A 13,278-nucleotide genomic window follows, 5' to 3' on the forward strand; every position below is an offset into this window, starting at 1 on the left:
GCCCGGCACGCCGATGCAGTTCAAGCCCAAAAGGTTTGCATGACCAACGGGCGATTCCATGGCAGGTGAAAATGGCCAGCATGCAGCGAACCGCAGGACGCTCACTGACACGGAGATCGCATGTTCCCACGCTTGGCCAGCTTCCTGATCCTGGGCCTGTGCAGTACCGGCGCCCTCGCTGCCGATGCCACCTATCGGCCCGCCTTCCAGCCGGACCAGCTGAAGGGGCCGCCTGCAGGGCGACCGAACGAGGTACTGGTACTGGGCACCGCCCACCTGTCCGGCCTGCCCAAGTCCTTCCAGCCCGCCTTGCTTGAACCGTTGCTGCAGCGACTGGTCGCCTGGAAGCCCGGGCTGATCGCCACCGAAGACCTGTCCGGCCTCCAGTGCGATTCCATGCGTCGCTACCCGGAACGCTATGCGGAGAGCGTGGCCACCTACTGCTTCGACACCACCGCTGCGCAGGCTGCCACCGGCCTGGACGTGCCTTCAGCGAACGCCCAGGCCGAGCGCCTGCTTGCGACCTGGCCGGACGAGCCGACGCCCGCCCAGCGTCGTCGGCTCGCCGCATTGTTCCTGGCTGCGGGCGAACGCGGCTCGGCGCAGGTGCAATGGCTGCGCCTGCCTGCGTCCGAGCGCAAAGCCGGCGATGGGCTGACGCCGGCCCTGGTCGAGATCCTCGGCAAAGGCCTGGTCCGCCGCAATGAAACCAGCCTGATCGCCGCCGTCGTTGCCGCCCGCCTCGGGCATGAACGGCTGTGGGCCGTGGACGACCACACGGCCGATTCTCCCACACCGGCGGAGGATAAGGCGGCGGCCAGTGCAGCCATCACCGGTGCCTGGAACAATACGTACTTGCGGGCGCGACGGGAGGCCGATGAACGCCTCGTGGCCAATCTGGACAAGCCCGGTGGCGTCATGGCGCTGTATCAGGATTACAACAGCCCGGCGGCAGCGATGGCAGCGTACCAGAGCGACTTCGGCGCGACGCTCGTCGAGCCGTCCTCCAAGGCGTTCGGCCGGATGTATGTCGGTTACTGGGAAACCCGCAACCTGCGCATGGTCGCCAACATCCGCGACGTGCTGGGCCTGCACCCTGGCAGCCGAATGCTGGCCATCGTCGGTGCCTCGCACAAGGGCTACTACGAGGCCTACCTCAACCAGATGCACGACGTGCAGCTGGTCAGTACGGACGCAGTACTGCGTTGACCAGGATAGGTGCCGGCCATGCGCTGGCACTATCCTGCAAGGCCCGTCTGCAGGTGCCGACATGCTGAAAGTGATCGCCGAGGATCATCCATCCCGATGCCGTGGATACCGTGCTTCCCCTGTACCGCGAGCTGGTCGCATGCACGCAGCGAGAGCCGCTCTGCCTCGGCTATGAACTGTTCGTCGACCAGAAGGACCCCGGGCATTTCGTCTTCATCGAGCAATGGCCGGACCGCGACGCACTGGATATCCATTGCGCCAGCGAGCACTTCCAGCGTCTGGTGCCTCAGATCAACGCGTTCCAGCGCGCACCGTGCCGGGTCCTGCTGATGGACGCCGCACGGGTGTAGTGCCGGAAGCGAGACGCCCGCCGACGCTGCGGCCATGCCGCCACAGCAACAGGCAGGCTGCAACCGTGCAGGCCAGGCTCAGGACCAGCAGCGCGACCGCGCCTTGCTGCAGCACGGGCAACAACGCCTGCGCGTACGGGTCGCCGCGCAGCTGTTCGGCGCGCAGGCAGGTGGCCAGCGCCAGGCACCAGCCGATCAGGGCCGGAATGAACATGCGCACCGCAACCGGGTTCCAGGCATTCATGGGTTCACCTGCTTGAGTGGAGATGCGCGCAGTATTCGCGCGCGTCCTCTCACAGGCTGAGATCAGTCCTGGGCGGCATCGGCATCGTCGCCTGGAAGCCCCGACAGCTCGCCCTGCACCTGCACGTTGTTGCGCCCCAGCGCCTTGGCCCGGTAGCACTGTGCATCGGCAGCGGCCACTGCCTGGTCCACGCTCATGCCCCCCGCCAGGGGCGCGATGCCGATGCTGGCACCGACCCGCAGCCGGTGCTGATCCCATGGAATGGACAGCGCTGACAGGGTCTGCAGGAGCTCACCGCCGATCCGTGCGGCACGACGCGGCGTACACCCGGACAGGATCACCGCGAACTCGTCGCCGCCCAGCCGCGCCACCACGTCCGAATCACGCACACCATGTCGCAGCACACTGGCCACCGCCCACAGCACGGCATCGCCGGCCAGGTGGCCCCAGGTGTCGTTGACCGGCTTGAAGCGGTCCAGATCGATGTACATCAGCGAGGCGGCCTGCCCGGTGCGCTCGACGCGGGTGATCGCCTGCTGCAGGTGCACCTCGAAACCGCGGCGGTTGCTCAGTTCGGTGAGTGGATCGATCTCGGCCAGGTGGCGGGCTTCGCGCTGCCGCGCCCGCTGCTGGGTGTCGTCGCGCAGCACCCACACCGCGCCGCGCACATGGCCTTCGTCATCGCGCAGCCAGGCCCGCGTCAGATCCACCGGCACCGTTGCCGTGCCCAGGCGCAGCAGCAGGTCGGCATGCAGGTCCACCGCGTTGCTTTCCGGGTCCAGGAGTACCTGCACATCCAGCACCGAGCCGGGCGCGTACTCGGTGGTCAGCGCCAGCACGTCCTGCACCCTGTGCCCGGCCAGCGACAGCGCGCCATCACCGGCCAGGGTGCGTACCGCGGCCGCGTTGGCATAGTCGATGCGGCCGTCAAGGTTGACGCTGAGCACCAGGTCGGCCACCGCATCCAGGGTGATGCGACTGCGCTGTTCGCTCTCGAACAGGCGTTGCTCACTGCTGCGCTGGGCGGTGATGTCCTGGATCTGCGACACGAAATGCAGTGGCTGGCCATGCTCGCTGCGCACCAGCGACACTGACAGCCGCGCCCAGATGATGCGGCCGTCGCGGTCGAGATAGCGCTTTTCAAGGTGGTAATGGCTGCGCCGTCCGGCCAGCAGGTCCTGCACCAGGGCCAGGTCGGTCTGCAGGTCATCGGGATGGGTCAGGCGCTGGAAGTCGACCTGCAGCAGCTCTTCGCGCGGGTAACCCAGGATCCGGCACAGCGCATCATTGACGTCCAGCCAACGCCCCTCCAGCGACACCAGCGCCATGCCCAACGCCGCCGACGTGAATGCACCGGCGAACTTCTCCGCCGACAGCCGCGCCTCAGCCCGTGCCTGCAGGATCTCGGTGATGTCGATGGCCATGCCGACGTAGCCGATGCGTGCGCCATCGGCACCTTCCATGCGGCTGATCGACAGGCGCACCTGGCGTGGCAGGCCCTCCTTGCGCAGCAACGTCCACTGCCGCGAGTAGGTCTGCCCGTCAGCGCGAGCACTGAGCGCTTCGAACACGTCGGGAAGGTTGCCCTCGGCATCGGCCAGCGGCTCCAGCCAGGCTTTCAGTTCCTCCGGATCGTGGAACGCATCGAGCCGGCGCTGGCCGACCACCTCCGCTGCGCTGTAGCCCAGCAGGCGCTCCGCACCCGTGTTGAACAGGGTGATGGTGCCATCGGTATCGGTGGCGATCACCGCTACCTCATCGGACGCATCGACCACGGCCTGCAGGCGTTGCCGGGTCTCGGCCGCGTCCTGCCTCGCCTGCTGCAGCTCGGTGACGTCAGCATGCGCGCCGGCCATCCACAGCGGCTTGCCCTGCCCATCCCATTCGAAGACCCGCCCGCGGTCCTGGATCCAGATCCACTGCCCGTTCTTGTGGCGCATGCGCAGCAGGCAGGCGTAGTTGTCGCTGCGGCCTTCGAAATGCTCATCCAGCGCCGCATCGGACAGCGCGATGTCATCGGGATGGACCAGCTTCAGGAACGTCTTCTGGCAGATGGGTTGCAGCTCTTCCAGGCGGTAGCCGACGATCTCAGCCCAGCGCGCGTTGACCCGCATCTCGCCGGTCTGCACGTTCCATTCCCAGGTTCCCGCGGCGGTACCGTCGATGATCATCGCCAGGCGGCGACGCTCTTCCGCCAGCTCCTGCAGGCGGCGCTCCAGCAGTCCATTGCCGTGGGTGCCCTGGCCCGGCATCAATCCGGTCCCCTGCCGGCACGGGCAGGCGCCGACCGCAGCGGAACGCTGCGGCCTGCAACGAAGATGGCGGGTCGTGCTGGCGTCATGGCCCTCCCCAGCAACAGCGGGGTGGCCGGACGCCTCCCCTCAAGCGCAAGTGTGCGCAATCACGGGGAAAATCGACAAGTCCCCCGCCACGAATCAAGTGTGACGGGGAACGCGGTCCTCAACTGCGCTTGGCGCGGGCGAAGGCCTCGGCCAGGGCGTTGTTGGCCGGCCGCGCGGGCGCGGCGGGACGGCTGCCATTGCCTTGGCCCCGGTTCGGCCCGCGGTTCTGGCCGCCTGCATCGCGGCGCGGACCCTGCCCATGGCCGCGCTCATCACGCTGGCCCGGGCGGCTGGTCGCTTGCCCGGGGGTATCGTCCAGGCGCCGGGTCAGGGCGATGCGCTTGCGCGCCACGTCCACCTCCAGCACCTTCACCTTGACGATATCACCGGCCTTGACCACGTCGCGCGGGTCCTTCACGAACGTATCGGAAAGCGCCGAGATGTGGATCAGGCCGTCCTGGTGCACACCGATATCGACGAAGGCACCGAAGGCCGCCACGTTGCTGACCACACCCTCGAGCACCATGCCCTCGCGCAGGTCCTTGATGTCCTCGACGCCCTCGGCGAAGCGTGCCGCCTTGAACTCGGGACGTGGGTCTCGGCCCGGCTTCTCCAGTTCCTTGAGGATGTCACGCACGGTCGGCACGCCGAAGGTGGCATCGGTGAACTGCTCGGCCTTCAGGCCGCGCAGGAAGCTGCCATCACCGATCAGCGCCTTGATCGGGCGCGCGGTGCTGGCCACGATGCGCTCGACCACCGGGTAGGCTTCCGGGTGTACCGCCGAAGCATCCAGCGGCTCATCACCGTCGGCAATGCGCAGGAAGCCCGCGCACTGTTCAAAGGTCTTCTCGCCCAGGCGCGCGACCTTCAGCAGGTCCTTGCGGCGCTTGAACGGGCCGTTCGCATCACGGTGGCGCACGATGTTCTCGGCCACCGTGGCCGACAGGCCAGACACCCGCGACAACAGTGCAGCCGAAGCGGTGTTCACGTACACGCCCACCGCGTTCACGCAGTCCTCCACGCGGGCATCCAGCGCGCGCGCCAGGCGGTACTGGTCCACATCGTGCTGGTACTGGCCGACACCGATCGCCTTGGGTTCGATCTTCACCAGTTCGGCCAGCGGGTCCTGCAGGCGGCGGGCGATCGACACCGCCCCACGTAGCGACACGTCCAGCCCCGGGAACTCCCTGGCCGCGAACTCGGACGCCGAATACACCGACGCCCCGGCCTCGCTGACCACTACCTTCTGCAGCTTCGGGTTGGCAGCGGCCTTGATCGCTTCACCAGCCAGCTTGTCGGTTTCGCGGCTGGCGGTGCCGTTGCCGATCGCGATCAGTTCCACGTTGTGCTTGGCGCACAGCTGCTTGATCGTCTGCAGCGACTGCTCCCACTGGCGACGCGGCTCGTGCGGGTAGATGGTGTCGGTGGCGACCAGCTTGCCGGTGGCATCGACCACGGCGATCTTGCAGCCGGTGCGGATGCCCGGGTCCAGTCCGAGCACGGTCTTCGGGCCGGCGGGTGCCGCCAGCAACAGGTCCTTCAGGTTGTCGCCGAACACCGCGATGGCTTCGGCTTCGGCCTTTTCGCGGGCCTGGTTGAACAGGTCCAGCAGCAGATGGGTGTGCAGCTTGGCGCGCCAGGTCAGCCGGCACGCATCCAGCAGCCAGCGGTCGGCGGCACGGTCCTGGTCGGCGATGCCGGCCTTGCGCGCCACGCGTCCTTCGGCGTACTGATGGCCAGTCTCGGCATCGCTGCCCGGGTCCAGTTCCAGGAACAGGATCTCCTCGCGGCGCGCACGGAACAGTGCCAGCAAGCGATGCGACGGAATCTTCGCCAGCGCCTCGGCATGCTCGAAGTAGTCGCGGTACTTGGCGCCCTCGGTTTCCTTGCCCTCGGCGACGCGGGCACGGATCACCCCGGTCTCGCCCAGCCAGGTGCGCAGTTCACCGACCAGCGCGGCGTCTTCGCCCCAGCGCTCCATCAGGATCGCGCGCGCGCCTTCCAACGCGGCCTTGGTGTCGGCTACGCCCTTGTCGGCGTCGACGAAGGTGGCCGCGAACGTCTGCGGGTCCTGCGTCGGGTCGGCCAGCAGGCCATCGGCCAACGGCTCCAGGCCGGCCTCGCGGGCGATCTGCGCACGGGTGCGGCGCTTGGGCTTGTACGGCAGGTACAGGTCTTCCAGCCGGCTCTTGGTGTCGGCGGCCAGGATGTCATTGCGCAGCTCGTCACTGAGCTTGCCCTGCTCGCCGATGCTGGCCAGCACCGCCGCACGGCGGTCCTCCAGCTCGCGCAGGTAGGTCAGCCGGGTTTCCAGGTTGCGCAGCTGGGTGTCGTCCAGGCCACCGGTCACTTCCTTGCGGTAGCGCGCGATGAACGGAACGCTGGCGCCTTCGTCGAGCAGGCCGACTGCGGCGCGTACCTGGGCGGACTGGGCACCGATCTCGTCGGCGATGGTCTGGGCGATCTGCTGGGCGAGCGCGCTCTGGGCGTTCTTGGCGTCGTGCATTGCTTCAGGTCTGTGCCGCGTTTCGGGAAGCCCCCATTCTGGCAATCCGCGACGGAGCCGGACAAGGCATTGACAGGGGGCGAGGTTCAGCGGCGAAGCCGGATTGGACGCCGGCATCCTGGCAAAGAGCGGGCTCGGACTGGCCCGGGGCTGGGATGCCGGCGCGGGCGCGCGATGGTGGGCGCGCCCTGCCGCGTGTTGCGTCGGTCAGCGGTAGTGGCGAGCGGCGCGCTGCATGACGATGTCGTCACGCATGCCTTCCAGGGCCATCAGGCGGACCTTGCCGACACCCTGCAGTTCCATGAACCGCTCCGTGTAGAACTCCGGCCCCAGCGCGGTGTCGGCGCGGGATTTGCTGAAGCCGTAGGGCACCACGCCCTTCTCGCCATCCTTGCTACCACCGACATAAAGAACGATTGCCATGTGATGTATTCCTCCAAATTGCTACTGCGTACTGCGCTCGATGAGCGATGCTGCGAGCTCATCAAGGAAGAGCTTACCGCGTCGAACCTGACTGGAACGTCACGAAGGCTAATGACGATCGGTTGCATGCAGATGACTGCGGGATCGCTGCAGAATGCTTACGGATCTTTAACTTCCGGCTAACGAATCGGTGGGGGATTCCCGCCAACGGCGCAGCCCCTCGTGGGTGGTTTGGTTGGTCGCGGAAAGCCGGTTTCCTGTGGGCTGGCCGGGAGGGTGGGTAGGCCGGGGACGCCGTGAACCCAACCCGACCGACCAGCGCGAGGGTTTTGCATTTGACAACCAGGCATCACCACCCACGAGGGGCTGCGCCGTTGGCTGGAAACTACGGCCACCAACCACGCCCGAACCGGGCGAAATGATCGGCCGCGCGCTCGAACGGGTTGCGCGCGCTCACCCCGCCGCACAGCAGGTACACCGGCAGGTACAGCGGCCCCAGCACCATGTACTGGTAAACGTGCGCGCGCTCGTGGTCGTCCAGCCGGATCAGCGGCTCCACGCCCCACCCCGCCTGATGCGCATAGGTCCGGCAACAGATGCCGAGGTCATGGCCGGTATGCAGGATCACGTTGCCCAGGGTGATCGCACCGCCCGGCCCCCACGGCCAGTGATCGAACACCACGGCGCAGTCCCGCCCGCTCCAGCGCAGCGTCGCGCCGCCAAGCATGCCGGCCAAGCCGCCGATCAGGCCGATCAGTGTGTTGGGCAACGTCCATGCGGCGCCCAGCATCTGCAGCGCGCGCAGCCAGAGCGGCCAGGATCGAGCGGCGGTGTTCAATCCGCCTCGTTCGGAATCAGCAGCCACAGGATCAGGTAGATCAGAATGCCGGGGAAGGCGGCCGAGCCGATCGATACCAGCACGAACACGATCCGCACCAGGGTGGGGTTCCAGCCGAAGCGATGGGCAATGCCGCCCATCACGCCGGCAATCATGCGGTCGTTCAATGAACGCGACAGCGTCTTGGGCGTGGTGTTCACGGCGGTGTCTCCTCGGCTTGCGGGCAGAATCAGTCGAGCACGCCGCGACTCTACACCGCCTCCGTGTCTACGGCGTGCGGAGACGCAGCGCCTGCAGCCGCGCACCGAACCAGGCGGCCGCGGTCTGTTCAGGCTGCCCCGGGCACTGGATGCGGTAAGGCTTCCCGCTCATGCTGCTCTGGCTGGCGGCGCGCTCGATGAACTGCTCGGCGCTGTCCACCATGTCCTTCTTCAGCAGGTAGTCGTACTTGCGCTGCAGATGGGCGCGCGCATCGCCGCCGTCGTACCAGCTGCCATTGCGCTGGAAACGGCACTGCGAGCCGTCCAGGCTGGAAATCAGCTGGGCGATCTCCCGGCGTGCATCGGCACTGGGTGCGGGGTGGGCAAATTGTGCTGCCAGCAGTGCCGCAAGAATCAACGAAATCCGGTACGTCATCATCCCCCCAGGTCAGTCGAGCATGGCTCGACTCTACAGGTCACGCGCCTTCAACCAGCCATCGATCGTGGCCGGCACTTCGCGCTGGGCGCGGCCGGACACATAGATACCAATGTGGCCACCGCGGAAACTGGACTCGGTGTAGTCGTCCGTACCCAGGCGCCCACGCATCGCGCGCGAGGCGTCCGGCGGTACCAGATGGTCCTGCTCGGCATAGATGTTCAGCACCGGCAAGGTCACCTGCGACAGATCCACGGCTTCCTCGCCGATCCGCACCGTACCGTTCACCAGGCCGTTGCCCTGGTAGAACTGCTTGATGAAGTCACGGAACGCCTCGCCCGCCAGGTCCGGCGAATCGAAGATCCATTTTTCCATGCGCAGGAAATCCTCCAGCGCCGCCTTGTCGTCGAGGATATCGAGCAGACCGACGTACTTCTGCACGTTTAGGCGGAATGGCTTGAGCATCAGGTAGCTGGCATTCATCAGGTCAGCCGGTATGTTGCCCAGCGTATCCACCAGCAGATCCACGTCCACCTGCCGCGCCCAGTGCGAGAGCATGTTGTCGGCCGTCTGGAAATCGACCGGGGTGACCATGGTGATCAGCTTGCCCAGCTTCTCCCGGCGCAGCGCGGCATAGCACAGCGCGAACACACCGCCCTGGCAGATGCCGAGCAGGTCGATCGGGCCGCCACTGCGCACGCGCAGTGCATCCACCGCACCATCGATATAGCGCAGCAGATAGTCCTCCAGCGTCTGGAAGCGCTCCGAACGATCCGGGTAGCCCCAGTCCAGCACGTACACGTCCTGCCCGAGCGCCAACAGCTTCTGCACCAGGGAGCGGTCGGCCTGCAGGTCGACCATGTACGGCCGGTTGACCAGCGCGTAGACGATCAGCAGCGGCGTGCGCCGGGTCGGCGCCTGTTCGCCGACGAAGCGGTAGAGCACCACCTTGCCGTCGCGCCACACTTCCTCGCGGGCGGTCACGCCATAGTCAACGTCTTCCACCTGCGGCAGCAGCTTCAGCCCTTCCATCAGCTTGCGCTGCATGGCCAGGGTCTCCTGCATCAGGTCATCGGCGTTGAAGCCCAGCGGTCCCTTCATCGGTCACGTGCCCGTGAGGTGGTGCGAGATTCGGACTTTCTGGCAGCCGCCTTCTTTGCCGGCGCGGCCCTCTTCGCGGCCTTGCGGGCGGCTGGCTTCACCTTCGCCGGCGTCGGCTGCGCCACCGGATCGACCGCAGCGGTTCCAGCCAGCACCGCCACTTGTGCCTGCAGCCGGCGCAGGCCGCGCTCCAGCTCGGCGATGCGGCGGTGTGCGGCATCCATCTCGCTGCGGGTCGGCAGGCCGATACGTTCACTCATCTGTTCCACCTCGCGCTGCAGGCCGGCGCGCAGACGCATCTGCGCGTTGCCCAGCGAGGCGTACACCTGCTGGAACGGTTCGGACATGGCGACCTTGGCGTAGGCCTCCTCGGCCACTTCGATCCACAGGTCGAACATCGCGCGGGCGCTGGTCAGCTGGCTGCCCGGCTGTTCGTGCTCGGCCAGGCGCTGCTCGAACAGCGCAAATGCCTCGTCCAGTGCCCGCTTGATCTGGTCGACATAGGCGCGCGAATGCTGCTGGTATTCTTCCTGCGCACGCAGCAGGGCCTGCCAGCGCGCCTGGTGCTCGCGGCCGGGGCCGAATGCCGGGCTCTGCAGCCACGGGCCCGCCTGCAGCTGGAACTGCTGCAGCCATGCGGCGAATTCAGGTACTGCGGCACCGGCGTGGGTGCTGCCGCGGGCGCCCTGCAGCATCCATTGCAGCATGCCGTCGCCCTGCCCCTGCACCGCCTCGCGCCAGGCCTGGGCCACGTCGGCACTGCTGGCGTCGCGGCCGGCAAACCGAGCGGCGACCTCCTGCATGGTGCCGTACCAGCTGCCCGCCTGTTCGCGGAACCGGCGCATGGCATCTTCCGGCGCGCCGGGCGCCTGTTCGGGCAGCAATTGGCCCCACCAGTCAAACAACCGTTGCCAGCTGCCGGGGTCGTCACCGGCAGGTGCAGCGGGCGCGCCCGCATGGCGCAGAGCATCACCCCAGGCGCCGAAGTACTGCCGGGCCAGCGTCTCGAAATCGCTGCTGCCGGCATCGTGGGCCGAGCTGGTCATCGCAGGCCTCCGCAGGGCTGGCTCATGGCTTGGGGATACGCAGGGTCTTGCTGATCATCAGCGACCCGGACAGGGCGAACAACAGCACCATCGGGTGCAGCTGCCACGGTCCGATCTGCCACTGGCCGAACCAGATGTTCTGGCCGATGGCATCGGTGCCGGCGGCGATCGCCAGTACGATCACCAGCACCAGGCTGGTCGGGATCGGGGTGCCCTCGAAATACGCGACCTTGCCCTCATCGCCGGTCATTGCCTCGGCTGTGACGTTGTAGCGTGCCAGGCGGCTGACGCCGCAGCAGACGAAGTAGCTCAGCACCAGCCAGTCCCAGCCACCCTGCATGCCGCAGGCATAGGCCAGCGCCGCTGGGGCCACCCCGAAGGAGATCACGTCGGACAGCGAGTCCAGCTCGCGGCCCAGGGTGGAGCTGGACTTGCGCCAGCGCGCGATGCGCCCATCAAGGGCGTCGAAGATGAAGGCCAACGGGATCAGCGCCATGCCGAACAGCAGGTAGCCACGCTCGCCGTCCTGCAGGAAGCGCATGGCGGCAAATACCGCACCGGTGCCGCAGAAAGCATTGGCCAGGGTGAACCAGTCGGCCAGCTGGAATTCGCGCAGCATCGAGAAGTGACGTTTCATGGGGACTCACGGAGCATCAAGGCCCACAGGTTACCGCGAGCGCCGTCGCTGGTGACAGCGCTGACGGGGCCCACCCTTCACCGCCCCCTCACCCGCCCTCACCGGCGGTGAATTTTTCGCCACCCATCTTGACAGCCTAGGGGGGTGGCCCCTGTCGCGGCTTATCCACAAAGTTGCCCACGCGTAATCCACACCCCCTGTGGACAACCAGATCTCACCGACTGCGACGGTGGACATTTCCTCATCACCCTGACACGGGGTTTCCCTACTTCCCAAGCCGCGAGGTCGGCGCTATGGTCACCAGCGGGCCCGCCGCCGCCACGCGCGATTCCTGGTGACGGGCGATGATGATGCCGGATGCTTCCACCCTGGCCGCGCAGCTGCGAAGGCCCCGCCGCAGCGCTGCACTGGCGGTCAACACCCTGTGCTTGTACTTCCGCCTGCTGCTGGCGCAGCGGCGCTGAAGTGGTAGAGCCGGCCGCTGGCCGGCTGCACCTGCCATTCCGGAGTGCCGGCCAGCGGCCGGCACTACCCAGCGTGCACCCGCCGCCAACGCGCGAAGCACAACACCTGCATCACCAGCATGGCCAGCAACCCCAGCGGCCACGCCCACCACACGCCGGCCAGCCCGTGCTGCGCCTGCATCCACATCGCCAGCGGCAGTTCCACCAGCAGCACCGCTGCCATACCCAGCAACGCTGGCAACCATACCGTGCCGCTGCCGCGCATCACCCCGACAAGCACCGCGCTGATTCCCATCGCCAGCACGCCCCACACCACAGTGCGCAGCTGCAACGCAGCCAGCTCGCGCACATCGGCTGCCGCCAGGATCAGCCCGGTCAGCCCGCGCGCCAGCGCCACAACCAGCACCACCACCACGCTCAGCGTCGCCAGCGCCACCAGCACACCAGTCCGGGCGATGGCCGGCAGCCGTGCTGTACGCCCGGCGCCCATCGCATGCGCCGCGAGGATGGTGGCGGTGATCCCCAACGACATTGCCGGCAACTGCACCCAGTTCATCAGCTGGTTGACCGCACCGTAGGCGGCCGTAGCGGTGTAGCCGTAACGGTTGATCCAGCCCAGCAACACGATTTCGGCGACGGCCAGGCTGAGCATCTGCAGCGAGGAGGGTATGCCGATGCGCAGCATCGATCGGATGATCGCGCCATCGAAACGAATGGCATGCAACAACTCAGGGCCCGGTGCCAAGGGATGTCCTGCCCGATGCCAACGCAACAACAGCCAGCCCAGGGCCAACAGCGAGGCAAACGCCGCCGACACCGCCGCACTGGCCGATCCCAGCCGCGGCAGGCCGGCCCAGCCCAGAATCAGCAGCGGCGTGCACAGCAGGCCCACCGCCGTGGCCAGCAGCAGCGCATGCAGTGGCGTCTTCGCATCGCCTACTGCGCGGCTCACGGCAGTGGCCAGCCACAGGAGGAAAAACGCCGGCGCCGCCAGCAGCAGCACGCGCGCGTAGACGATGGACTCACCGAGGATCGGTGCCGGTGTACCCAGTGACATCAGAAGCTGTGGTGCGAAACCGCTCCCCAGAGCCATCACCAGCACCGACAGCACAAGGATCAGCGCCACCGCACTGCCAGCCACCGCGCGCACCTGCTGCGGCCGCCCCGCGCCCCAGGCGTGCCCGATCAGCACCATCGCGCCGGTCGCCAGGCCCATCACCAGGGCCAGCAGCAGGAAGAAGACCGGGAAGAACGCAGCGGCCACGGCCACCGCCTGGGTACCGAGCAGATGGCCGAGGTAGATGTTGTCCAGCGTGCCTGCGGCCAGCTGCAGCGCATTGGTCAGCAGCATCGGCAGCAGCAGGGCCAGGTAGGTGCGCCACAGAGGCGGCGCGACCAGGGGCGTGGGATGTACAGGGGAGTTCATGGGGTTCTCTGGGCAAGGCGCTGCCCTGCCCGGCGTTTCCACCAGCAAAGCAAGCA

At 67.3% G+C, this 13,278-nt stretch carries 13 protein-coding genes; 2 read left to right on the plus strand and 11 right to left on the minus strand.

Features of this window, described 5'->3' with window-relative positions:
• Nucleotides 1-120 precede the first annotated feature (120 nt).
• Both ACSYHF_RS12245 and ACSYHF_RS12250 read left to right on the plus strand, forming a co-directional pair.
• On the plus strand, nucleotides 121-1,209 hold the full coding sequence (locus tag ACSYHF_RS12245) for a DUF5694 domain-containing protein (protein ID WP_065185760.1): 1,089 nt from the start codon (nucleotides 121-123) through the stop codon (nucleotides 1,207-1,209).
• Nucleotides 1,210-1,310: 101 nt separating this feature from the next.
• On the plus strand, nucleotides 1,311-1,559 hold the full coding sequence (locus tag ACSYHF_RS12250; RefSeq protein WP_447575692.1) for a putative quinol monooxygenase: 249 nt from the start codon (nucleotides 1,311-1,313) through the stop codon (nucleotides 1,557-1,559).
• On the opposite strand, the gene ACSYHF_RS12255 is transcribed toward ACSYHF_RS12250, so the two are convergent.
• The 11 genes from ACSYHF_RS12255 to ACSYHF_RS12305 form a co-directional block, all read right to left on the minus strand.
• Entirely contained in the window at nucleotides 1,501-1,803 is a 303-nt protein-coding gene (locus ACSYHF_RS12255) for a hypothetical protein (protein WP_032954271.1), read from the minus strand. The genes ACSYHF_RS12250 and ACSYHF_RS12255 overlap by 59 nt on opposite strands.
• Nucleotides 1,804-1,865: 62 nt before the next feature.
• Nucleotides 1,866-4,055 carry a PAS domain S-box protein gene (locus tag ACSYHF_RS12260; protein WP_065178518.1) on the minus strand — a complete coding sequence of 730 codons (2,190 nt, stop codon included), beginning with the start codon at nucleotides 4,053-4,055 and terminating at the stop codon, nucleotides 1,866-1,868.
• A 208-nt stretch (nucleotides 4,056-4,263) separates the two neighbouring features.
• Complete coding sequence (locus tag ACSYHF_RS12265; protein WP_447575693.1) at nucleotides 4,264-6,651, minus strand: Tex family protein; 2,388 nt, start codon at nucleotides 6,649-6,651, stop codon at nucleotides 4,264-4,266.
• A 207-nt stretch (nucleotides 6,652-6,858) separates the two neighbouring features.
• Nucleotides 6,859-7,074: a hypothetical protein gene (locus tag ACSYHF_RS12270; protein WP_005417149.1), complete on the minus strand. Its 216-nt coding sequence runs from the start codon at nucleotides 7,072-7,074 to the stop codon at nucleotides 6,859-6,861.
• A 385-nt stretch (nucleotides 7,075-7,459) separates the two neighbouring features.
• Nucleotides 7,460-7,864 (minus strand): hypothetical protein, encoded by a 405-nt coding sequence (locus ACSYHF_RS12275; protein WP_088123871.1) that lies wholly within the window; start codon nucleotides 7,862-7,864, stop codon nucleotides 7,460-7,462.
• A gap of 44 nt (nucleotides 7,865-7,908) precedes the next feature.
• Nucleotides 7,909-8,067 carry a PspC domain-containing protein gene (locus tag ACSYHF_RS12280; protein WP_194430536.1) on the minus strand — a complete coding sequence of 53 codons (159 nt, stop codon included), beginning with the start codon at nucleotides 8,065-8,067 and terminating at the stop codon, nucleotides 7,909-7,911.
• A 112-nt stretch (nucleotides 8,068-8,179) separates the two neighbouring features.
• On the minus strand, nucleotides 8,180-8,548 hold the full coding sequence (locus ACSYHF_RS12285) for a YfeK family protein (protein ID WP_447575694.1): 369 nt from the start codon (nucleotides 8,546-8,548) through the stop codon (nucleotides 8,180-8,182).
• 33 nt (nucleotides 8,549-8,581) lie between these two features.
• Nucleotides 8,582-9,649 carry a class III poly(R)-hydroxyalkanoic acid synthase subunit PhaC gene (gene phaC, locus ACSYHF_RS12290; RefSeq protein WP_005417157.1) on the minus strand — a complete coding sequence of 356 codons (1,068 nt, stop codon included), beginning with the start codon at nucleotides 9,647-9,649 and terminating at the stop codon, nucleotides 8,582-8,584.
• Entirely contained in the window at nucleotides 9,646-10,695 is a 1,050-nt protein-coding gene (gene phaE / locus ACSYHF_RS12295) for a class III poly(R)-hydroxyalkanoic acid synthase subunit PhaE (RefSeq protein ID WP_447575695.1), read from the minus strand. Before phaE ends, phaC begins: the two co-directional genes overlap by 4 nt.
• 22 nt (nucleotides 10,696-10,717) lie before the next feature.
• Complete coding sequence (locus ACSYHF_RS12300) at nucleotides 10,718-11,332, minus strand: CDP-alcohol phosphatidyltransferase family protein (protein ID WP_134955482.1); 615 nt, start codon at nucleotides 11,330-11,332, stop codon at nucleotides 10,718-10,720.
• 528 nt (nucleotides 11,333-11,860) lie between these two features.
• Nucleotides 11,861-13,222 carry an MATE family efflux transporter gene (locus ACSYHF_RS12305; RefSeq protein ID WP_188239369.1) on the minus strand — a complete coding sequence of 454 codons (1,362 nt, stop codon included), beginning with the start codon at nucleotides 13,220-13,222 and terminating at the stop codon, nucleotides 11,861-11,863.
• Nucleotides 13,223-13,278: the final 56 nt, after the last annotated feature.

It is taken from the genome of Stenotrophomonas maltophilia group sp. P373 (assembly GCF_053295075.1).

Excerpts from the sequence above, each read along its gene's own strand:
- ACSYHF_RS12245 (WP_065185760.1), top strand. The coding sequence starts at position 121 with ATGTTCCCACGCTTGGCCAGCTTCCTGATCCTGGGCCTGTGCAGTACC.
- phaC (WP_005417157.1), bottom strand. The coding sequence starts at position 9,649 with ATGAAGGGACCGCTGGGCTTCAACGCCGATGACCTGATGCAGGAGACC.
- ACSYHF_RS12305 (WP_188239369.1), bottom strand. The coding sequence starts at position 13,222 with ATGAACTCCCCTGTACATCCCACGCCCCTGGTCGCGCCGCCTCTGTGG.
- ACSYHF_RS12275 (WP_088123871.1), bottom strand. The coding sequence starts at position 7,864 with ATGCTGGGCGCCGCATGGACGTTGCCCAACACACTGATCGGCCTGATC.
- ACSYHF_RS12300 (WP_134955482.1), bottom strand. The coding sequence starts at position 11,332 with ATGAAACGTCACTTCTCGATGCTGCGCGAATTCCAGCTGGCCGACTGG.
- ACSYHF_RS12285 (WP_447575694.1), bottom strand. The coding sequence starts at position 8,548 with ATGACGTACCGGATTTCGTTGATTCTTGCGGCACTGCTGGCAGCACAA.
- ACSYHF_RS12265 (WP_447575693.1), bottom strand. The coding sequence starts at position 6,651 with ATGCACGACGCCAAGAACGCCCAGAGCGCGCTCGCCCAGCAGATCGCC.
- ACSYHF_RS12280 (WP_194430536.1), bottom strand. The coding sequence starts at position 8,067 with ATGATTGCCGGCGTGATGGGCGGCATTGCCCATCGCTTCGGCTGGAAC.
- phaE (WP_447575695.1), bottom strand. The coding sequence starts at position 10,695 with ATGACCAGCTCGGCCCACGATGCCGGCAGCAGCGATTTCGAGACGCTG.
- ACSYHF_RS12255 (WP_032954271.1), bottom strand. The coding sequence starts at position 1,803 with ATGAATGCCTGGAACCCGGTTGCGGTGCGCATGTTCATTCCGGCCCTG.
- ACSYHF_RS12260 (WP_065178518.1), bottom strand. The coding sequence starts at position 4,055 with ATGCCGGGCCAGGGCACCCACGGCAATGGACTGCTGGAGCGCCGCCTG.
- ACSYHF_RS12270 (WP_005417149.1), bottom strand. The coding sequence starts at position 7,074 with ATGGCAATCGTTCTTTATGTCGGTGGTAGCAAGGATGGCGAGAAGGGC.